The sequence below is a fragment of the Flavobacterium bomense genome (assembly GCF_003970355.1).
This window is the reverse complement of record NZ_RYDJ01000012.1, coordinates 37,860-60,018: the sequence shown is the minus strand read 5'-3', so window position 1 is coordinate 60,018 and position 22,159 is coordinate 37,860. Positions and strand designations below refer to the sequence as shown.

Here is a 22,159-nt window from a genome sequence, read left to right as displayed (position 1 = left end):
TATGCAATTATTAATAGGAACAGGTGTTGCTCTTGTAACTCCTTTTAAACAAGATTTTTCAATAGATACCGAAGCTTTAAAAAGAATTGTACATTTTTCTATCGATGGAGGAATTGAATATTTGGTAGTATTGGGTACCACTGCAGAAAATGCAACTTTGTCTCCAGAGGAAAAAGAATTGGTCATCCGTACTGTAATCGAAGCTAATAATGGCACTTTGCCCTTAGTGCTTGGAGTAGGAGGTAATAATACCTTAAAAGTTGTTGAAGAGTTAAAAACAAGAGATTTAACTGCGTTTACGGCAATACTTTCCGTTTCTCCGTACTATAACAAACCTACTCAGGAAGGGATTTACCAGCATTTCAAGGCTGTTGCTGAAGCCTCTCCCATTCCAGTGATTTTATATAATGTTCCGGGAAGAACGGCAAGTAATATGTTGCCTTCGACTGTTCTGCGTTTGGCAAATGATTTCGAAAATATCGTAGCCATAAAGGAAGCAGCAGGAGATCTTGTTCAGGCAATGCAATTATTGAAAAACAAACCAAAAGATTTTCTTGTAATTTCTGGTGATGATATGATAGCTTTACCAATGGTTTTAGCAGGTGGAGCAGGTGTGATATCAGTTATTGGTCAAGGTTTCCCTAAAGAATTTTCTGAAATGATTCGATTGGGCTTAAACAGAAAGACAGATGAAGCGTTCAAAACACAGTATCTTTTATCAGATTGTATTGACATGATTTTTGAGCAGGGAAATCCAGCAGGAATTAAACAAGTCTTTCTATCACTAGGGATTTCTGAAAATACAGTGCGTTTGCCACTGGTAAAAGTAGATGATTCACTAGCAAATAGAATTGATCAGTTTGTAAAAAAAATGAATAAATAAGGATGAAAAAGTAGCATTTTTTTAAACAAAAAATATATTTTGAAGTCGCTAAATTAATAACTAAATTTGCCACCGAAACTTCGGTATGATTTGCTAGGTTGTTTCAGCCAAAGGAATCATGAAAAAAGCAAAAAAATGAAATCAAAGATTCACGAAATCTAAAAAACAATATTAAATGTTGAGTAAAAAAATAATATCTCTATTGCTTCTTGTAGTTTTTTTTAGTTCTTGTAACGAATACCAAAGAGCACTAAAAACCGAAGATGTAGCTGTCAAGTTTGAAATGGCGACTAAATTATACGATACAGGAAAATTTTCTAAAGCAATTCGTATTTTTGAGCAGATTGGCCCAGCATACAGAGGAAAGCCTCAAGCAGAAAAATTGTTTTATATGTTTGCGCAATCCTATTACAAGACAAAGCAATATTATTTAGCAGGATATCAATTTGAAAGCTTTGTTTCAGGATATCCTAAAAGCGAAAAAATACAAGAAGCAGCTTATTTAGGGGCAAAAAGTTACTCGATGCTTTCTCCTTCTTATAGTCTAGATCAAACGGACACGAACAAAGCATTGGATAAATTACAACTGTTTATTGATAGTTATCCAAACTCAGAATATCTGGCTGATGCCAATGCTTCCGTTAAAATGCTTAGCGAGAAAATACAAAAAAAAGTCTTTGAAAATGCTAAAGGATACCATACGATTTCTGATTTTAAATCAGCGATAATTGCTTTAGATAATTTTGTTGCAGATTATCCAGGAACACCACTAAAAGAGGACGCATTGTTTTTTAAATTAGATTCAGCTTACCAACTGGCAATAAATAGTGTTCCTGCAAAAATGGAAGAACGTTTGAATGTTGCAAAAACAGCGCAAGCAAATTTGATAAAATTTAATGCTGAAACGAAATATATAAAAGTAGCGAACCAAATGTTAGCTCAAATAGAAAAAGATTTACAAAAATTTACTAAATAAATAAAGTCATGGATTTAAAAAAGACGAATGCTCCAGTAAATACAATAACATATAATAAAACTGTTATTGAAGAACCTACTGGTAATGTGTATGAAGCAATAACCATTATGGCTAAAAGAGCAAACCAAATCAATTCAGAAATTAAAAAAGAATTGACAGAGAAATTAGAAGAGTTTGCAACATATAATGATAGTCTTGAAGAAGTTTTTGAAAACAAAGAACAAATTGAGGTTTCAAAATTTTACGAAAAACTGCCTAAACCACACGCTTTAGCAGTTCAAGAATGGTTAGATGGTAAAATTTACCACAGAGACTCTAATAAATAATAAATGCTATGTCAGTTTTAAACGGTAAGAAAATTTTACTAGGAATTTCTGGTGGAATTGCAGCCTATAAAACCGCTTCATTAGTACGACTTTTCATAAAAGCAGGTGCACATGTCCAAGTGATAATGACACCTGCTTCTAAGGATTTTGTAACCCCTCTTACATTATCTACGTTATCCAAAAATCCGGTTTATTCTAGTTTTTATAACCAAGACAATGAAGATGAAAAATGGAACAATCATGTTGAATTGGCACTTTGGGCTGATTTGATGATTATTGCGCCAGCTACAGCAAATACATTGTCTAAAATGACAAATGGTATTTGTGATAATCTATTGATTGCAGCCTATTTATCCGCAAAATGTCCCGTGTATTTTGCTCCTGCAATGGATTTAGATATGTACAAACATCCTTCAACTATTGCTAATTTTTCCTCTTTGACACAATTTGGTAATACAATAATTCCTGCCGAAACAGGCGAATTGGCAAGTGGATTGTCCGGAGAAGGTAGAATGGCGGAACCAGAGAATATCGTGGCTTTTATTGAGGCGGATTTAAACAATAAATTACCTCTTAAAGGGAAAAAAATATTAATTACTGCGGGTCCTACTTATGAAGCAATCGATCCCGTGCGTTTTATAGGAAATCATTCTTCGGGTAAAATGGGTTTTGATATAGCAATTAGCGCTGCTAATCTAGGTGCTTCAGTAATTTTAGTAAGTGGACCAACACATTTTACAGTTTCAAATTCCTTGATTGAAGTTATTAATGTAGTCTCTGCCGAAGAGATGTATCTAGCCTGCCACCAGAGGTACGCTGATGTAGATGTCGCCATTGCAGCAGCAGCAGTTGCGGATTATAAGCCCAAGAATGTAGCTAAACAAAAAATTAAAAAGGCAGCTGATAATTTTGTAATTGAACTCGAGAAAACCAAGGATATTTTAGCTTCTTTGGGAACGCTGAAGAAAAATCAGTTTCTGATTGGTTTTGCTTTAGAAACAGAAAATGAAATCGAAAATGCAAAGCTGAAAATTCAGAAAAAAAACTTAGATTTGATCGTTTTGAATTCCCTTCAAGATCAGGGTGCCGGTTTTGGAAAACCAACGAATAAAGTTACTTTTATAGACCAGTTTTTTAATCTTGAACCAATGGAATTAAAATCGAAAGAGGCTGTTGCGGATGATATACTAAATAAAGTAATAGCGCATTTTGAAAAACTAAGGTAGTGCATGACAATCTATAAGTAAATAACGGTTGTGATTTATAGTGATAGATAAAAAAACAGAAATCTACAGATGAATAAAATATTTACTTTTGTGCTGCTTTTTATTTTTGGAGGTGTCCAAGCACAACAATTGAATTGTACTGTAACGGTTGATGCACAGCGATTGAGTGTTACCAATCAACAAGTTTTTAAAACCTTGCAAACCTCGATCAGTGAGTTTGTAAACAAAACAGATTGGACTGGTCAAACAGTGAAGCAAAATGAAAAAATTAATTGCTCAATTTATATTACTGTTTCTGCTAATAATTCCGATCAATTTATAGCCACCATCCAGGTACAATCATCCCGTCCGGTTTTTAATTCATCGTACACTTCACCAGTTTTAAATTATAACGACAAAGATTTTAGTTTTCGGTATACTGAGTTTGAAAATTTAATTTTTAACCCTACCAGTTTTGATTCTAATTTAGTTTCGGTTCTTTCTTTTTACAGTTATGTCATTTTAGGAATGGATGCGGATACTTTTGTGATGGAATCCGGAAATCCTTATTTTGAAACTGCTCAGAATATTTTAAATGTAGCACAGCAAGGAGGATCAAAAGGATGGAGTCAGGCCGATGGAAATCAAAACCGTTATTTTTTGATAAATGATATTTTATCCCCGGCATTCAAACAAGTTCGACAAACGATGTTTGAGTACCATTCCGGATTAGATTTGATGAATCAGGATTTAAAAGAGGCTAAAGAAAAAATAAAAGGATCTTTAATTGATTTAGCTAAGTTAAATGCTTCAAGACCTAATGCGTTTTTAACCCGTGTCTTTTTTGATGCTAAATCAGATGAAATTGTAGCTGTATTTTCAGGTGGTCCTAGTATCACAATTTCAGATTTAGTTGATAATCTAAATAAAATTTCTCCTTTGAATTCTAGCAAATGGGCACTGATACACTATTAATTAGCGGCCAGATTTTAATTTAATCCCCGGTTCCAATAAAAAAAACAAATAAATGATAACGTCACTTTCGATAAAAAACTATGCTTTAATAGAAAAATTGACAATCGATTTTTCAAAAGGTTTCTCAACAATCACTGGAGAAACTGGTGCAGGAAAATCAATAATTTTAGGTGCATTGGGGCTTGTTTTAGGAAAAAGAGCCGATTTGACTTCTCTAAAAAACAAAGAAGAAAAGTGTATTATTGAGGCTCATTTTGAAATTTCTAAGTATAATTTACTTCCTTTTTTTGAAACAAATGATTTAGACTATGAAAATGACACTATAATTAGACGCGAAATCCTGCCTTCAGGAAAATCAAGAGCGTTTGTTAATGACAGCCCCGTAAATCTTCAGGAATTGCAGGAATTGAGCTTATTCTTGATTGATATTCATTCGCAACAACAAACTCAAGAACTTTCGGATGAAAATGTACAGTTTGAAATTATAGATGCTATTGCCACAAATAAAAATATAATTCTGGAGTATCAGTCGCTTTTAAAAAAATATAAATCGGATAGATCCAAATTAAATTCGTTACTGAAAAGACAAAGCGAATCTAAGAAAGAGCAGGAATACAATACTTTTTTATTGGAAGAATTGGTAGCAGCGCAATTAAAATCAGGTGAACAAGAATCTCTTGAGGCTGATTTTGAAAAATTAAATAATGTTGAAATTATCAAGGAATCTATTGATAAATCTTTGGCTATAGCCAATGAAGAACAAATGGGTGTGATGCATAATTTGAATGAAATTAAGGTTTCATTACAAAAAATTGCTGTTTTTTCAGCGGATTACCAATCTTTGTTAGAAAGAATTACAAGCGTAACGATTGAATTTGAAGATGTTTTGGAAGAAATGAATCGTTGTTCTGAAAAATTGATCAATGATCCGGAACAATTGGATTTAATTAGTCAAAAGCTTCAGGTGATTTTTACCTTGCAAAAGAAACATCAGGTGTCATCTGTGGATGAACTACTTCAAATTCAGATGAATCTAGAAAATTCAGTATTAGAATTAGGAAATATGGAAGAAGAGATCGCTGCACTGACGCTTTCTCTAAAGCAAAAAACCGTTGAATTAGATGTTTTTTCAACTACAATTCATACGAATAGATTGAATTCGATTCCAGTTTTATCCCAAAAGTTGATTGCGATTTTAGAAACTTTAGGAATGCCTAATGTGCGCTTTAAAATGGATGTAAAATCAACTGAAACCTATTTTCAAAACGGAAAAGATGAGCTTCAGTTTTTATTTTCGGCCAATAAAGGGACGGATTTTGGTTTGTTAAAAAAAGTAGCTTCTGGTGGAGAAATGTCAAGGATTATGCTTGCTGTTAAGGCGATATTGGCACACTATTCAAAATTACCAACATTAATTTTTGATGAAATTGACACTGGTGTTTCCGGAGAAATAGCCATTAGAATGGGGGAAATTATGAAAGAAATGAGTCAGCAAATGCAAATTTTTGCAATTACGCATTTACCCCAAATTGCGGCAAAAGGGAATGCTCATTTCAAAGTGTTTAAATCGACTGTTGGCGAGGATACGCAATCTGAATTGAAGCTTTTAAATAACGATGAAAGAATTGTTGAAATCGCGCAAATGTTATCTGGAACAATCGTTTCCGACTCAGCCTTAAATCATGCCAAAGCCTTGTTGAACTAAAGAAATGCCTTATATTTGTCAACTTAAAAAGATAAATAAATAAAGATAAACTTAGTTATGTGTTTAATCTATTACCGATTAAACGTTTAACCAAATAAACAATAGAATTATGATTATAGAACCTAGAATGAGAGGATTTATTTGTACGACATCACACCCAAAAGGATGCGAGCAAAATGTAAAAAATCAAATAGAATACATACAATCAAAAGGCGCAATCAACGGAGCTAAAAATGTATTAGTAATTGGGGCTTCAACCGGTTTTGGTTTGGCTTCCAGAATTACAAGTGCTTTTGGTTCTAATGCAGCAACTATTGGTGTATTTTTTGAAAAAGCTCCTTCTGAAGGAAAAACAGCTTCACCAGGTTGGTACAACTCTGCAGCTTTTGAAAATGAAGCGCATAAAGCAGGTTTGTATGCAAAAAGTATCAATGGAGATGCTTTTTCGAATGAAGTAAAGCAACAAACATTAGATCTTATAAAAGCTGATTTAGGTCAAGTGGACTTAATAATCTACAGTTTAGCTTCTCCCGTTCGTATGCATCCTGTAACAGGAATATTGCATCGTTCTGTTTTGAAACCAATTGGTGGTACTTTTACCAATAAAACAGTTGATTTTCATTCTGGTAAAGTTTCTGAAATTTCAATTGAGCCTTGCACTGGTGATGATATAGAAAACACAGTCGCCGTTATGGGCGGGGAAGATTGGGAGATGTGGATTGATGCTCTAAAAGCTCAAAATCTATTAGCTCCAGGCGCTACAACTGTTGCTTATTCGTATATTGGGCCATCATTGACTGAGGCAGTGTATAGAAAAGGTACAATTGGTCGGGCCAAAGATCATCTTGAATCGATTGCATTTGCAATCACGGACAGTTTAGCAGCTATTGATGGAAAAGCATTTGTTTCTGTAAATAAGGCATTGGTTACACAAGCAAGTTCTGCAATTCCGGTTATTCCATTGTATATTTCTTTATTATATCGAATAATGAAGGAAGAAGGTATACACGAAGGATGTATTGAGCAAATTCAGCGTTTGTATCAAGAACGATTGTTTACCGGCAATGAAGTTCCTGTTGACGAAAAAGGAAGAATTAGGATTGATGATTTAGAGATGCGTCCTGATGTTCAGGAAAAAGTAGCTAAATTGTGGATGGAGGCTGTAACTGAAAATTTATCCGAAATAGGAGATTTAGTAGGATACAGAAAAGATTTTTACAATTTATTTGGTTTTGACGTGGATGGTGTAGATTACAAAGCGGATACAAACGAAGTGGTAAACATTAAAAGTATTTCTTAATTATTGTACCTTAAAATAGTATTTATAAAACCATCAATTAATAGTTGATGGTTTTTTTATGGATAACCATTATATTTGTTAAAATTTTAAAGACCTAAAAACAGACTACTAATACCTCATTTTGATTTATGTTATTTTCCTTAATAATCCCAGTTTACAATCGCCCAGACGAAGTAGATGAACTTTTAGAAAGTTTGTCTCATACAACCTATAAAGAGATATTTGAAATTGTAATCGTAGAAGACGGTTCTGCTTTAGTGTGTCAGGATGTTGCTCAAAAATATGGAGACAGACTTGATATTTCCTATTATTACAAAGAGAATTCAGGACCTGGCGATTCCAGAAATTATGGAATGAAAAAAGCCAGAGGGGATTACTTTATCATTTTTGATTCGGATTGTATTATACCTGAGCAGTACTTGTCTGAAGTTGATACGGCTTTAAAGCAAAATTATGTAGACTGTTTTGGAGGACCGGACAAGGCTTTAGATAGTTTTTCAGACATCCAAAAAGCAATTAATTTTGCAATGACTTCTTTTTTAACCACAGGAGGAATTAGAGGCGGTTCTGAAAAAATCGATAAGTTTCAGCCCCGAAGTTTTAACATGGGGCTGTCTCGCAAAGCTTTTGAAGCATCCAAAGGTTTTGGAAATATTCATCCAGGAGAAGATCCTGATTTGTCAATTCGTTTGTGGAACTTAGGTTTTGAAACCACACTTTTCCCACAAGCATTTGTATATCACAAACGAAGAATCGACTGGGATAAGTTTTCAACTCAGGTAAATAAATTTGGAAAAGCACGACCAATTCTTAACAGTTGGTATCCAAAATACAATAAGCTTACTTTTTTCTTTCCTTCGGTTTTCATCATTGGATTTTTCTTTTCAATTGTATTGTTGTTAATTTTTAATTTTGATTATCTGCTTCAGTTGTATTTTATTTACTTTTTGGTATTGTTCTTGGTCTCTTCTTACCAGAATAAGAGCCTTAAAATAGGTTATTTATCATTAATAGCGGTTTGGAAACAGTTTTATGGTTACGGTTTAGGTTTCATAAAATCCTATTATAAAGTTATTATTTTAAGGCAAAAACCACAAGAGGCTTTTCCAGAATTATTTTTTAAAGTGTAAGATGACAAAAATCATTGGTTTAACCGGAGGCATAGGAAGTGGCAAAACTACCCTTGCAAAATATTTTGAATCATTTGGGATTCCCGTTTATATTGCGGATGCGGAGGCCAGAAAAATGATGGAATCTGCTGTGATTTTAAAAGCCATAAAAAACGAATTTGGGAGTTCTGTTTTTGAAATTAACCTGTTAAATAGAGAAAAATTAGCTAAAATCGTATTTGAGGAACCTGAAAAATTAGAAAAACTCAATGCTATTATTCATCCGGCAGTAAAAAAACATTTTGATCAATGGATTTTACAACAAGAGACGGCGCCGTTTATTATCTATGAAGCGGCTATTTTATTTGAAAGTGGGCGTGATAAAGAATGTGATTTTATTATAACGGTTACAGTACCGTTAGAATTGAGAATTCAAAGGGTAATTGCCAGAGATAAATCAAACCGAGATCTTGTTTTGAAACGAATAAATTCACAATGGACTGATAAACAGAGAATTGACAAAAGTGATTTTGTTATTCATAATGTTTCACTTGAAACAGCAAAGCAGGAGGCAAATGAAATTCTTAAAATATTAAAGATTGTATAAAAACAAGCATAGTTGTTAATGTTTGGTTAATCTATTATTTAATATATTGTTAAAATACTAAATTTGTTTTGATGAATAAACTTTTTTTTAGATTACTTGTTTTATTAATGAGCTTGTCCTTAATAGGGATAATTTTAGTTCAGGTATATTGGTTCAATACCTCGTTTAAAAATAATGATGAGCAATTTAAGTTTCATGTTAAGCAAGTTATTGGTAATGTGGCGAATAATCTTCAAAAACAAGAAGAGTATAATTTTTATGACAAAATAAATCATTACAAGGATAGTACCGGAAAAGTTCCTAAAAAGGACGATATATTAGAGTTTTATTACGTTCAGAAAAATCCAAGAACAAACGAAACTATTATATACTCAAACAGTATAATTTCTGAGAATTACAATATTTCTCCTACGTTCTTTGATAAGAAATTTGATAGTGAAAAATTCAAGAATTTTAGTTCTAAACGCGTTACAGAAGTGTATAACAATAATTCTATTGACAAATTAGGTGGGAATCAAAGTTTGATTCCAGATATTAGAATTGAAAAAGAAGGAAATTTAGATATTTTAGACAATGCTCTTTTTAAAATTTCAGCAAAAGATGTATTGTCAGCAATGCCGCTTGAGGAACGTGTTTCGAGCAGTGTTTTACAAAAATTAATCAAGAAAGAATTAGAAGAACACGGTATTGAAACAAAATTTGAATTTGGTATTTACAGCAATAATTTAGCGACTAAAATCAAATCAAGCGAGTTTAAATATGATAAAGATGCTACCTATTCTATTCCGGTATTTATTGATAATGAAGGAAGCAGTAAGTATGATTTGTTGGTTACATTTCCGCTTAAAAAGAAATTTTTATTGTCGGAACTCGTAAGTATTACCGTACTTTCAATTGTTTTTACTCTAATTATTTTGATTGCGTATTCAAGTGCATTGAATCAATTGATCCGGCAACGTCAAATTTCTGAAATTAAAAATGATTTTATTAATAACATGACGCACGAGTTTAAAACTCCAATAGCCACAATTAATTTAGCATTAGATGCGATACGAAATCCAAAAATAATAGATGATAAGGAGAAGGTTTTACGATACCTTCAGATGATTAAAGACGAGAATAAACGCATGCACGCCCAGGTAGAGAATGTATTAAGAATTTCTAAACTAGAAAAGAAAGAACTGGACATTATCAAAGAGACGCTCAATGTACATGACATTATAAATGATGCTATTGAACATGTAAATCTAATTTTAGAAGATAGAGAAGGAACCATTAGAAGTCACTTTGGCGCTTTAAGAACTACCGTATTACTCAACGATGTTCATTTTACCAATGTGATTGTCAATATTTTAGAAAATGCTATAAAATATTCACCTAATGTGCCAGAAATAGACATTTTTACTGAAAATGTAAAAGATATGGTTATTATCAAAGTTAAAGATAACGGTTTAGGAATGAGTAAAATAGCTCAAAAAAGAATTTTTGAAAAATTTTATAGAGAACATACCGGCGACATTCATAATGTCAAAGGGCATGGATTAGGTTTAGCGTATGTAAAAAGAATTGTAGATGACCACAACGGTCAAGTATATGTAGAAAGTGAAAAGGGAAAAGGGAGTACCTTCATAATAAAATTACCATTAATAAATTAGAATATGGAAAATGTAAATAAGAAAATACTTTTAGTGGAAGATGACCTGAATTTTGGTGCGGTTTTGAAAGATTATTTAATGCTAAATGATTTTGACGTCACTTTAGCCAAAAATGGAATGGAAGGTTTCGAAAAATTTAAAAAAGATACTTATGATTTGTGTATTCTGGATGTAATGATGCCTTACAAAGATGGTTATACTTTAGCAAAAGAAATCAGAGAAAAAAACAACGAAGTTCCAATTATCTTTTTAACTGCAAAATCGATGAAAGAGGATGTGTTGAAAGGCTACAAAGCGGGTGCGGATGATTACTTAAATAAACCTTTTGATTCAGAAGTATTGTTGATGAAAATCAAAGCTATAATTCAAAGAAAATCATCAGATACCAGAGCAGAACAAGTACAATTTGAATTTAATATTGGGAAGTTTTATTTAAATTCAAAACTTCGTTTTTTAACTTTTAATACTGAAGAGCCAATTAAATTATCTCCAAAAGAAAATGATTTGTTGAAGATGTTGATTCTTCATGAAAATGATTTGATGCCAAGAGAATTAGCCTTGACAAAAATATGGAGAGATGATAATTACTTTACATCCAGAAGTATGGATGTTTATATAGCAAAACTGAGGAAATACCTTAAACTGGATGAAGATGTTGAAATTTTGAATATCCACGGAGAAGGATTTAGATTAGTTGTAAAAAATAAAGTAGCAGAATAAGTAGCTATAAGCCTCAAGAAATTGAGGCTTTTTTTATTTTAAAAATATTTATTTCCAGTTTAATTGCAAAGCGAAATTGGTTTTTTCTTCTTTTGTAATACTAAAAATAGTTTCATTTTTAGAAATAGTTTCATGAATAATTACGTTATCCTTTAGAGATAATTCTTTTAGGAAATTCATTTCGAAACTAATAATTTCCTGATTCAGGATTAATTTTTCATCAACCAGATCCAAACACCATTCCAGATATTTGACATTATTAACATGATTTACAATGTCTAAATCCGATAAGAAAATGGTTTTTTCAAAAACTATTTCTTTCTCCTGATTGAAATTAATTTTAGAAAAACCTTCATGAGTAGCTTTTTTTTCTGGATATACTTCAAAATGCTCGAACGGCAACGCCAATGCTTCCGGCCGTCTTTTTTTAGTATTGAATACAGCCCAGAAAGTCTCTGAACCCACAATTTTTTCTCCATTTACTTGCATTTCCAGCGCCCGTACTGAACGGGAATTCTCTAAGGAATTGATCCAGGTTTTTACCGTTACGACATCTCCGGATTTAGGTAATTTAGTAACTTCAACACGCATTCTGCTCAAAACCCACGCTTGATTAAATTCCTGCATGTCCGTAAAACTGATTCCACCAATTTCTGAATGTGCAGCTGCTGTTAATTGTAATATAGAACACAAATCAGTGTATTTTAAAAACCCGTTTGGAGCACATTGTGTAAAATTGATTTCCCAGTCTTTGCTAAGAATAGATGTGAAGTTAGGTGAAATGGGCATATTTATAGATTGTAATTATTAGTAATGGGTTTAAAAAGGCTTTTTTGTTGTACTTCTTTTGTTTATAGGGATTGTTAAAACAAAACATTTTATAAATAATAATAATGACCGCTAATTATATTCGAAGTATAGGTTTTTTATTAGCGAATTAGTGGTTAAATTTTTTTGATCGTCGTCAATAATGATATTTTTATTTTTTTGAATTGATGTACTTCACAATCGTTTCATAAGGAGTTTCAAAATCAAACCATTTGGTGTTTTCATTTTTTTTGAACCAAGTGAGTTGACGTTTTGAGAATCGGCGGGTATTTTTCTTTATTTCTTCAATGGCAAATTCTAATGAAATTTCCCTGTCAAAATAACGGAATAGTTCTCTGTAACCCACTGTTTGCAAGGCGTTCAATTCTTTATTCTGGAATAACGTTTTTGCTTCCGCTAATAAACCCTCGTTCATCATGGCATCTACACGTTGATTAATTCGGTTATAGATACCCTTTCTGTCGGCTTCTAAACCAATTAAAATAGGAGTGAAGTTGCGACTGTTTTGCTTTTGATTTAAAAAAGAAGAATATGGTTTTCCGGCACCAATACATACTTCTACGAAACGCATCATACGTTGTGGATTTTGTAAGGTTTGAGAATTCTCGACAGTCAAAGTTTTGTAATAATTAGGATCTAAAACTTCGAGTTTTTGTTGCAAATACCCAATTCCCAGTTTTTCATAATTCAGTGTTATTGCTGAGCGAACTGTAGGGTCTATTTCTGGAAATTCATCAAAACCTTTTAGGATTGCGTCTACATATAATCCCGAACCACCAACTAGTATAGCATAATCATTGGTCAGAAATAATTCGTCCAGTTTTGCAATGGCTTCTTTCTCGAAATCACCTACGGTATAATTCTCGAATATGGATTTGTTTTGGATAAAATGATGGGTAGCTGTTGCTAGCTCGGCTTGGTTTGGAACTGCGGTTCCGATGGTCATTTCCTTGAAAAACTGTCGGCTGTCACATGACAGGATATCGCATTTAAAATAATTAGCCAAAATGATGCTCAAGGAAGTTTTTCCTATCGCTGTGGGTCCGATAATGGTGATTAGGTATTTCATAGTTTTTAGCCCAGATGGAAACGGAAACCCCGGAGGTATTGCAGTTTTTTTTCTTGGTGTAAAAGAGCGACCGGAGGAAGCTCCTTTTTAGCCTTAGAAAAACAACTGGAATAACGAGGAGTTGCAGTGTACAGCTGGAATTGCTTCAAATTAATAAATTATAATTCGGTGCCACAATGGTAGCAGTATTTTGCATTATATTCATGACCGTCAGTTCCGCAAACGGTGCATGGATTAATTCTTTCGGCTCTTGGTTTTTTACGGTTGCTGTTTGCAAATTCAGCTGAAACGATACCCGTAGGAACGGCTATTATTCCATATCCCATGATCATTACTACTGATGCTATAGCTTGGCCTAATGGTGTTATGGGCGATATGTCACCGTAGCCAACGGTTGTGAGTGTTACAATGGTCCAATAAATGCTGGTGGGAATGCTGGTAAAACCGCTTTCTTTACCCTCTACCACATACATAACGGAGCCTATCAGGATGCTGCTGATCAACATGAAATAGATAAAAATTAATATTTTTCCTCTACTGGCAATTAGCGCTTCTTTTAGGTGAGTGGATTGACTGGAGAATTTTGGATGTTTCAATATTTTGAACAATCGCAGTAATCTCAAAGCCCTTACCACAGTTAAAACGCTTGTTCCAAAATAAAACAAGGACAAATACATAGGTAAAGTGGCAATCAAATCAATGATTCCATAGAAACTGAGAACGTATTTGACAGGTTTTTTTATAGATATAATTCGAAGAATGTATTCTAAGGTAAAGAAAATCGTAATGACCCACTCTAGGATAATGAGTTCTTGGTGGTATTTTGTATCGAAACCTTTTACGGTTTCAAGCATCACAATTACAACACTTAACAAAATTACTCCTAAAAGTACCAGATCAAACAAGCGTCCGGAAGCCGTATTTGTGCCATAAATAATGACATTGGTTTTTTGTCTGAAAGTGTCAAATTTTGACTTTATTCGGTGCATAATTATGGATGGATTGATAGCATACGATTAGAATTTTAACGTTTTCAAGGTTTTATTGCTTCGTATGTGCCCTTGGATAATATTTTTAGTGTCCCGGTTATTTTGCATCGGAATGAGGATGTTTCTCAGTATTTCGATATTGTTGATTTGATAATTTAAATCATAAAAAGCATAGCCTTTGTAAATTCCGTTTTCGATCAAAACGGCAGATCTTTCGCTGATGGCTCTGCCTTTGTCAATCAATATCATATTTTGATTTTCGAAACTATTTTTCTCGACAAAAGTAAGAACTCTGATATTGTATTCTTCAGGTGAAACTTTGCTAATACAAGCGCCGTCACATTCTTTTATAGTGTATTGAAAACAGTTGGTTTTAGAAACATACAAACCAGTTAGTTTTTGGCATAAATTATAATGACAAGTAATTCTGAATAATGCGTTTTTACCCTCTTGCAGGGAGGAAAAGGATGTGATTTCTTTTTTGCGTCCATCTGCTTTTTGAAGCTTTAGGTTGAGATACCCATTTTTATCTTTTTCAGCATAGAGTGCCAGTTGAAAAATACTTTTTCGCTGTGCTCTGTTATATATGGGTTTGTTGATTTTTATTTCCTCGCTTTCTTTTAATAATGCGATCAATTCACTTCCGGTTTCATCATAGGTTACGGAAAACACTTCTGCTTGAATTTTCTTGCATTTTGCAGAAGTTCCTATAAAATGCTGATTGATTCGTTTTTTTATGTTTCGGCTTTTGCCAATGTAAATTAGATTTCCTTTCTCATTATGAATGTAATAGACACCTGTTTTTGCTGGTAATCCGGACACAATATCCAGTAATTTTGGAGCAATTCCTTTTTCGATTTCCAGCTTTATAAAATCTTTTACAATTTCTTTCTCTAAATCTTTTTCTAAAAGAATTTTGAATAATTTGACTGTTGCTAAAGCATCACCACTGGCTCTGTGGCGGTCTGCCATTGGGATTCCAAGCGCACGAACGAGTTTTCCTAGGCTATGGGACGGTTGTTCCGGCAATAATTTTTTTGATAATTCAACCGTACAAAGTGTTCTGGCTTCAAAATCGTATCCTAATCGTCTGAATTCGGTTCTCAAGATTCTGTAATCAAAAGAAGCATTATGAGCCACGATAATACAATCGTTTGTCATTTCGATGATGCGTTTTGCTACTTCAAAAAACTTGGGAGCAGATTGCAACATGGCATTATTAATACCGGTAAGTTTAACTACAAAAGGTTGAATTGGGATTTCCGGATTTACCAAACTAATGAACTGATCCACGACCTCATGTCCATCAAATTTATAGATAGCGATTTCAGTGATTCCCTCTTCGTTGAATTGTCCTCCTGTGGTTTCTATGTCTAGTATTGCGTACAAAATAAGTATTCAGTGTTCAGTTTTTAGTATTCAGTTTTGAAGTAGAGATTTTTAAATCTGAAATGCTTCGCCAGTTCGCTACCGCTCGGGTCAATATTCGTTAATCTCAAATCAAAAGTCAATTTCTTCCTCCAAAGATACTACTTCCAATGCGAACCATCGTACTTCCGCATTCAATTGCAAGTTGATAATCACCGGACATTCCCATAGAAAGAATGGTAAATTGTGAATTTTGAATTTTGAATTGATCAAAAATAGATTTCAGATGGGTGAATTCTTTCTTGATTTGATCTTTCTTGTCTGTAAAAGTTGCCATTCCCATTAATCCAACGATTCTAATGTTTTTTAATTCCTGGAATTCGTTTGAGGATAGGAGTGAAGCAAGTTCTTCTTGGTCAAGACCAAATTTAGTTTCTTCTTCGGCAATATGCATTTGTAATAAACAATCAATAATTCTATTGCTTTTTAGTGCTTGTTTGTTGATTTCCTGTAGCAATTTCAAACTATCCACACCGTGAATCAAGCTCACAAATGGCGCCATAAATTTGACTTTATTGGTCTGAACATGGCCTATCATGTGCCATTGAATGTCTTTTGGCATTTGTTCCCATTTCTCCGCCATTTCCTGGATTTTATTTTCTCCAAAAATGCGTTGACCGGCCTCATACCCTTCCATTAAATCCGAAACAGGTTTGGTCTTTGAAACCGCAACTAAGGTTATATGTTCCGGTAAAGTGGATTTTATTTGGAGTAAATTATTTTTTATTGGCATTTTAATGTTTAAATTTTAATGTGTTAAAGTTCATACACGACTAATCCGCTTCTAAACTTTGGTTCAATATACGTACTTTTTGGAGGCATTATTAAATTGGCATCGGCCAAGGCTTTTATTTCTCCAATATTGGATGGAAATAATATGAAACCGATTTCAAATTCTCCTTGATCAATTTTGTTTTTTACTTCCAATACGGATTGTTTTCCTGAAAGGTATTCTATTCGCTCATCATTGCGTAAATCTTCGATGGCAAGAATAGGCAATAACACTTTTTTGTATAAAATTTGTGTGTCTAAACTATCCAAAGCCGTTAAGAAAACTTCATTTTCTTTTCGTAAAATTAAGCTATAAAATTCATTGTCCAGATACATTCCGAATTGATGCTTTTGAGAAGGCTGAAAAGGCTGCTGAAATTTGTTTGTAACAATGAAATTCTTTTCTAATTCCTTTATCAAATTTTCTTTCGAGAAACCGTTTAAATCTTTTACCAAGCGATTGAATTCATATATTTTGACATTGTTTTCAGAAATTAAATAGCTCAGAATATGATTTTTGGCTGCGTTGTCTGGATCATCATTTTCCTCGGATAATAATTTTAAGGCTTCGGTACGGTGATGGCCATCTGCAATATAAAGACTATCTGTTTTTTCAAAAATGTTCTGAAGCCAATTGATTTCTAACGCATCTTCAATTTTCCATAAGTAGTGAATTTCTTTTTTGGTGGTTGAAAACTCAAAATCGGCTAATTTTTGGGTACAATTAAAAATCCAGTTTTCAATCGTTTTATTATCCGGATAGGTCATCAAAACCGGTTCCGTATTGAACTCAGAATATTTCATGTAGTCTTTTAATAATCGGACTCTGAAAGCGATAATATCTTCGTGTTTTTTGATGATATTGTTGCAATAATCAGCTACACTAGTACCTACGATAATTCCGGTAAAAGAGTGCTTTTTAGTTACAATTTTATGAATATAAATCGCGGGTTTTTTGTCTTTTACTAAAATTATTTCATTTTTGAAATCCTCATATTTTTGATGTACTTGGCGGTATCTTTTTTCAAAAGAAACAGTTTCCTGATTGGTGTAAGCAGGTTTTAGTATGTGCAAAAAAGACAACGGATTGAAATCCAATTGCGCCGCTAATTCCGCATTTACATATTCTTCATACGAACGGCAAGTAACAAGGCAAACCTTATCACGAGTGGGACGAACAGCTTTGAAAGGGACAATTTTAGCCATAATAATATAAAAAGTGAAAAGTGAAAATCTGAGAATTTAAAGGTATTAACTTTAGGCCCTCAATTTTTAAACATTACAATTATATAAATTGTTTAGAAATCTTCTCGGCTTTTTTGCTTCCAGAATAATCGTAAAAACCTTCCCCTGATTTCACACCCATTTTTCCGGCACGAACCATATTTACCAATAACGGACAAGGTGCATATTTTGGGTTTTTAAAACCGTCGTACATCACGTTCAAAATGGCTAAACATACATCAAGACCAATAAAATCTGCTAGTTGCAAAGGTCCCATCGGGTGTCCCATTCCAAGTTTCATCACCGTGTCAATTTCATAAACACCAGCCACTTTGTTGTATAAAGTTTCGACCGCTTCGTTAATCATGGGCATCAAGATTCTATTGGCAACAAAACCAGGATAATCGTTGACTTCAACAGGCGTTTTTCCTAACTTCTCGGAAAGATTCATGATGATTTTTGTCACTTCATCAGAAGTATTATAACCACGAATAATTTCCACCAGTTTCATTATTGGCACCGGATTCATAAAGTGCATACCGATAACGCGTTCCGGATGTGCCACAACGGCTCCAATTTGAGTAATTGAGATAGAAGAAGTATTAGTTGCCAAAATTGTATTATGAGAACAAGCTTCGTTCAATTGCTTGAAGATATTCAGTTTTAATGCTACATTTTCAGTGGCCGCTTCAATCACTAAATCAACCCCTACAACGCCATCTTTGATATCCGTATAGGTGATTATGTTAGTAATCGTCTTAGCCTTGTCTTCTTGGGTGATACTTCCTTTTGCAATCATTCGGTCTAAATTAGCGGCGATAGTGGCCATTCCTTTATCCAATGATTGTTCTGAAACATCTATTAATTTTACGGTAAAACCACTTTGTGCAAAGGTGTGAGCAATTCCATTCCCCATTGTTCCTGCTCCGATTACGGCAATTGTTTTCATTCTTATTTTGGATTAAAATAGTTTAATATTTATGTAAAAATTATTTTTTAAAACAATCAATAATTTGATACGCAACACGAAGCGCTTCAGAGGCTTGTTCCAATGTCACAATTGGTGTTGAATCAGTATTTATGGCATCTGCAAATGATTCCAGTTCATCCAGAATAGCATTGTTTTGTTCTACATCTGGATTGGAAAAGTAGATTTGTTTTTTTACACCTTCCGCATTTTGTAAAATCATATCAAAATCGCCTGGAACTTCCGGAGCATCTTTCATTTTTACAACCTCACATTTCTTTTCTAAGAAATCTACGGAGATGTAAGCGTCTTTCTGGAAAAAACGAGATTTACGCATGTTTTTCATCGAAATTCGGCTCGCTGTTAAATTAGCAACACAACCGTTTTCAAACTCTATTCTTGCATTGGCAATATCCGGTGTATCACTGATAACTGAAACACCGCTAGCACTAATATTTTTTACTTTTGATTGTACAACACTCAAAATGGCATCAATATCATGAATCATCAAATCTAAGACTACAGGAACATCAGTTCCGCGAGGATTGAATTCAGCCAGACGATGCGATTCAATAAACATAGGGTTTTCGATCATGTTTTTGGTAGCGATGAATGCTGGATTGAAACGTTCCACATGCCCCACCTGACCTTTAACATTATATTCTTTTGATAAAGCGATAATTTCTTCGGCCTCTTCGACCGTATTTGAAATAGGTTTTTCAATAAAAACATGCTTACCGGATTTGATGGCTACTTTGGCACATTTGTAGTGAGAAAGGGTTGGGGTAACAATATCGATTACATCAACGGCATGAATAAGGGTGGCAATTGTGCTAAAATGTTTGTATCCAAATTCTTTAGAAACCTTTTCGGCGTTTTCTTGATTTGGATCATAAAATCCCACTAATTCATATTTTTTAGATTGTTGTAATAAACGCAAATGTATTTTTCCTAGATGGCCAGCACCTAATACTCCAATTTTCAGCATAATGATGTAATTTTTACAAAAATAACAATAAAATGATTAATCTATTATTGATACCGGACAATTCTTCAGTTAATTTAAAATTTAAAATCCAACATTTGAATTCAGAAATTGTTTTCTATTTTTACCAAAATAAAACAATAAACTTTGAAAGACACAGGCAAACATCAAGGACTTCGGAATCAATTAGTAAGCGTTTTAGAGCAAAAAGGAATTACTGACAAAAGTGTTTTGGAGGCGATAAAAAAGATTCCAAGACATTTATTTTTAAATTCCAGTTTTGAAGATTATGCCTATCAAGACAAAGCATTTCCTATTGCTGCAGGCCAAACGATATCGCAACCGTACACTGTTGCTTTTCAATCCCAATTATTAGAAGTCAAAAAAGAACACAAAATTTTAGAAATAGGAACAGGTTCAGGGTATCAAACAGCTGTTCTATGTCTTTTAGGTGCCAAAGTATTTAGTGTAGAAAGACAGAAAGAATTGTTTAAGCAAACCTCAATTTTATTTCCAAAACTGAATATTAGGCCCAAATATCTCTCTTTTGGAGATGGATACAAAGGATTACCAAATTACGCTCCTTTTGATAGTATTATAGTAACTGCAGGCGCTCCGTTTATTCCGCAACCGTTGATGGCGCAACTCAAAATAGGAGGAAGGCTAGTTATTCCACTAGGTACAGAGGTGCAGATTATGACCTTATTAATCAGAAAAAATGAAACTCAATTTGAGAAACATGAGTTTGGAGAGTTTCGATTTGTTCCTTTATTAGAAGATAAAAATTAAAATCCCATCCCCAACCCTTCCCAAGGGGAAGGGAGCAGAAGATGAATTTTATTGACCAATAATGGTTAAATACCGCTCTAAACTTTCTTTTTCTATTTGAGCAATGAATAACAAAAAATCTTCTTTGTTGTTTTTAGTTTGTGCAGTTTCCAGTGTTTGATAATAGCGCATTCTACTTTCATAATCCCCTTTTATATTGGCAATTATGTAACCATGCTGCAATAAAACCAAGTTCATGACTAAGCGCGAAGTCCTGCCATTTCCATCAATAAAGGGATGAATAGTAACCAAGCGTTCATGCATTTCGGCAGCTAAAATTATCGGATGTAAGGTTGATTTATTAGTTTCATACCAAATAAAAAAATCTTCCATTGCTTTGGCGACTAAAAAAGGTTGTGGAGGCACGTAACTGCTTCCTTGAATCATCACCTGGACTTTTCTATAGCTACCTGCATCTTCGGGTTGAATTCCTCTCAAAATAAGATTGTGGATAGAAAGAACTTCTCGTTCCTTTATAGCAGTATTTTTTTGCATTAAATCTTTGATATAAGCAATGGCTTCCTGATGATTAATGACTTCCAGATGTTCCCGCATACTTTTTCCAGAAATCGTCAAACCTTCATTGATAACTAAATCCGTTTCGCGTAAAGTCATTGTGTTTCCCTCGATGCGATTACTTTCAAACGTATATTCTAGCTCTAATGCTTGTGCAATCCGATAGCTGTCAAATTGGCGAAACCCATCCAGTTGTATCTTCAAAGTATCTATTTCATCTAAAATTTTCTGAAGAGTTACCGATAATTTTTTCTTTATTGGTTTGCTTTGATATCTAATTTCTTGCTCTGCAACCAATAATGCTTTTAGAGCAAATTCATCCTGACCAATTTCATAAAGAATTTTTTCTTTAAGCCAAGCGACCATGATTGTTTCTAAATCTATTTCTAGTAAAGATGCTAATTTTACGACTTGGTCTCTTGTAGGTTTTCTAGTTCCACTTTCAAACTTACTGATTAAGGCTTGATCAATTGCTAAAAGTTGTGCGACTTCTCTAGTTTTGAGTCCTTTTTGTTCTCTTGCGTTTTTGAGTAGTGTTTTCATTTAAAAAAATGCTTTAAATTGTCTTGACAAATTTAGTCATTTTTTATAAATAAAATAATAATTAATACATTACTTTCTTAATTTAAAATGATTTTTTGATTCGGTCTAGATCCCGTTTCGTATCTTGTTCTTTGAGAGATTCACGTTTGTCATAGGTTTTCTTTCCTTTGCAAAGACCAATTTGGAGTTTGGCCAATCCTTTTTCATTAGTAAACAATTTCAAAGGAACTATTGTCAATCCTTTTGCTTGAACACTTTTCAGCAAACCTTTTAATTCCTTTTTTTTTAAAAGTAATTTGCGCTCGCTTCTTGCCTTGTGGTTGAACTGATTACCAAAAGTATATTCTTCAATATAGGTGTTTATCGCAAAAAGTTCGTTATTGCTAAATTCACAAAAACTTTCTGTGATGTTTGCTTTTCCTAATCTAATGGATTTGATTTCCGTTCCAGCCAAAACAATTCCTGCATTGAAGGTTTCGATTATTTCATAGTCAAATCGGGCTCTCTTATTGAATATATTTATTGTTTTTAACATAGCGTGCAAAGGTAA

The 22,159-nt window shown here is 33.4% G+C and carries 22 protein-coding genes; 12 read left to right on the top strand and 10 right to left on the bottom strand.

The genetic code is table 11. From position 1 onward, the window contains the following. Window position 1: 1 nt before the first annotated feature. From dapA to EKL98_RS10975, 11 genes are all read left to right on the top strand, one after another. Window positions 2-883, top strand: coding sequence for a 4-hydroxy-tetrahydrodipicolinate synthase (gene dapA, locus EKL98_RS11025; RefSeq protein ID WP_126462933.1), 882 nt, complete (start codon window positions 2-4; stop codon window positions 881-883). A gap of 175 nt (window positions 884-1,058) precedes the next feature. Next, complete coding sequence (locus EKL98_RS11020) at window positions 1,059-1,859, top strand: outer membrane protein assembly factor BamD (protein WP_126553631.1); 801 nt, start codon at window positions 1,059-1,061, stop codon at window positions 1,857-1,859. Window positions 1,860-1,867: 8 nt separating this feature from the next. Then, a complete protein-coding gene (locus tag EKL98_RS11015; protein WP_026709525.1) occupies window positions 1,868-2,185 on the top strand; it encodes a DNA-directed RNA polymerase subunit omega in 318 nt (105 codons plus the stop codon). Window positions 2,186-2,193: 8 nt separating this feature from the next. Further along, a complete protein-coding gene (gene coaBC, locus EKL98_RS11010) occupies window positions 2,194-3,411 on the top strand; it encodes a bifunctional phosphopantothenoylcysteine decarboxylase/phosphopantothenate--cysteine ligase CoaBC (protein WP_126462930.1) in 1,218 nt (405 codons plus the stop codon). Window positions 3,412-3,480: 69 nt separating this feature from the next. Further along, complete coding sequence (gene porD / locus EKL98_RS11005) at window positions 3,481-4,365, top strand: type IX secretion system protein PorD (protein ID WP_126562406.1); 885 nt, start codon at window positions 3,481-3,483, stop codon at window positions 4,363-4,365. A 52-nt stretch (window positions 4,366-4,417) separates the two neighbouring features. Then, window positions 4,418-6,070: a DNA repair protein RecN gene (gene recN, locus EKL98_RS11000; protein WP_126562403.1), complete on the top strand. Its 1,653-nt coding sequence runs from the start codon at window positions 4,418-4,420 to the stop codon at window positions 6,068-6,070. Window positions 6,071-6,179: 109 nt separating this feature from the next. Then, window positions 6,180-7,370, top strand: coding sequence for an enoyl-ACP reductase FabV (gene fabV / locus EKL98_RS10995; protein WP_126562401.1), 1,191 nt, complete (start codon window positions 6,180-6,182; stop codon window positions 7,368-7,370). 128 nt (window positions 7,371-7,498) lie between these two features. Continuing rightward, on the top strand, window positions 7,499-8,500 hold the full coding sequence (locus EKL98_RS10990) for a glycosyltransferase (RefSeq protein ID WP_126452432.1): 1,002 nt from the start codon (window positions 7,499-7,501) through the stop codon (window positions 8,498-8,500). A gap of 1 nt (window position 8,501) precedes the next feature. Beyond that, complete coding sequence (coaE, locus tag EKL98_RS10985; protein WP_126553635.1) at window positions 8,502-9,086, top strand: dephospho-CoA kinase; 585 nt, start codon at window positions 8,502-8,504, stop codon at window positions 9,084-9,086. 71 nt (window positions 9,087-9,157) lie between these two features. Further along, entirely contained in the window at window positions 9,158-10,741 is a 1,584-nt protein-coding gene (locus EKL98_RS10980) for a sensor histidine kinase (RefSeq protein ID WP_126462919.1), read from the top strand. Window positions 10,742-10,744: 3 nt separating this feature from the next. Further along, on the top strand, window positions 10,745-11,461 hold the full coding sequence (locus EKL98_RS10975; protein ID WP_126452426.1) for a response regulator transcription factor: 717 nt from the start codon (window positions 10,745-10,747) through the stop codon (window positions 11,459-11,461). Between the two features lie 48 nt (window positions 11,462-11,509). Here EKL98_RS10975 and EKL98_RS10970 read toward each other — a convergent pair whose 3' ends face one another. The 8 genes from EKL98_RS10970 to EKL98_RS10935 all read right to left on the bottom strand — a co-directional run bounded on the left by EKL98_RS10970 (window position 11,510) and on the right by EKL98_RS10935 (window position 19,725). Beyond that, window positions 11,510-12,250 (bottom strand): acyl-[acyl-carrier-protein] thioesterase, encoded by a 741-nt coding sequence (locus EKL98_RS10970; protein ID WP_126562398.1) that lies wholly within the window; start codon window positions 12,248-12,250, stop codon window positions 11,510-11,512. A gap of 190 nt (window positions 12,251-12,440) precedes the next feature. Then, window positions 12,441-13,358, bottom strand: a complete 918-nt coding sequence (miaA, locus tag EKL98_RS10965; protein ID WP_126462916.1) for a tRNA (adenosine(37)-N6)-dimethylallyltransferase MiaA — start codon at window positions 13,356-13,358, stop codon at window positions 12,441-12,443. Between the two features lie 158 nt (window positions 13,359-13,516). Continuing rightward, entirely contained in the window at window positions 13,517-14,347 is an 831-nt protein-coding gene (locus tag EKL98_RS10960; RefSeq protein WP_126462913.1) for an ion transporter, read from the bottom strand. A gap of 27 nt (window positions 14,348-14,374) precedes the next feature. After that, entirely contained in the window at window positions 14,375-15,736 is a 1,362-nt protein-coding gene (locus EKL98_RS10955) for an exonuclease domain-containing protein (protein WP_126562396.1), read from the bottom strand. Between the two features lie 118 nt (window positions 15,737-15,854). Then, window positions 15,855-16,508, bottom strand: a complete 654-nt coding sequence (locus EKL98_RS10950) for a YggS family pyridoxal phosphate-dependent enzyme (RefSeq protein ID WP_126553643.1) — start codon at window positions 16,506-16,508, stop codon at window positions 15,855-15,857. A gap of 23 nt (window positions 16,509-16,531) precedes the next feature. Then, window positions 16,532-17,752, bottom strand: coding sequence for a DUF1015 domain-containing protein (locus EKL98_RS10945; protein ID WP_126462905.1), 1,221 nt, complete (start codon window positions 17,750-17,752; stop codon window positions 16,532-16,534). Window positions 17,753-17,831: 79 nt separating this feature from the next. Further along, window positions 17,832-18,719 (bottom strand): 3-hydroxyacyl-CoA dehydrogenase family protein, encoded by an 888-nt coding sequence (locus EKL98_RS10940; RefSeq protein ID WP_126553648.1) that lies wholly within the window; start codon window positions 18,717-18,719, stop codon window positions 17,832-17,834. Between the two features lie 40 nt (window positions 18,720-18,759). Then, on the bottom strand, window positions 18,760-19,725 hold the full coding sequence (locus tag EKL98_RS10935) for a Gfo/Idh/MocA family protein (protein WP_126462899.1): 966 nt from the start codon (window positions 19,723-19,725) through the stop codon (window positions 18,760-18,762). A gap of 144 nt (window positions 19,726-19,869) precedes the next feature. On the opposite strand from EKL98_RS10935, the gene EKL98_RS10930 reads away from it, so the two are divergent. After that, window positions 19,870-20,511 carry a protein-L-isoaspartate(D-aspartate) O-methyltransferase gene (locus EKL98_RS10930; protein WP_126462896.1) on the top strand — a complete coding sequence of 214 codons (642 nt, stop codon included), beginning with the start codon at window positions 19,870-19,872 and terminating at the stop codon, window positions 20,509-20,511. A 48-nt stretch (window positions 20,512-20,559) separates the two neighbouring features. Here the strand turns inward: EKL98_RS10930 and EKL98_RS10925 are convergent, their stop codons facing one another. Together EKL98_RS10925 and smpB are read right to left on the bottom strand one after the other, a co-directional pair. Then, a complete protein-coding gene (locus EKL98_RS10925) occupies window positions 20,560-21,609 on the bottom strand; it encodes a Fic family protein (RefSeq protein ID WP_126462893.1) in 1,050 nt (349 codons plus the stop codon). An 82-nt stretch (window positions 21,610-21,691) separates the two neighbouring features. Next, a complete protein-coding gene (gene smpB / locus EKL98_RS10920) occupies window positions 21,692-22,144 on the bottom strand; it encodes an SsrA-binding protein SmpB (protein ID WP_091204586.1) in 453 nt (150 codons plus the stop codon). Window positions 22,145-22,159: the final 15 nt, after the last annotated feature.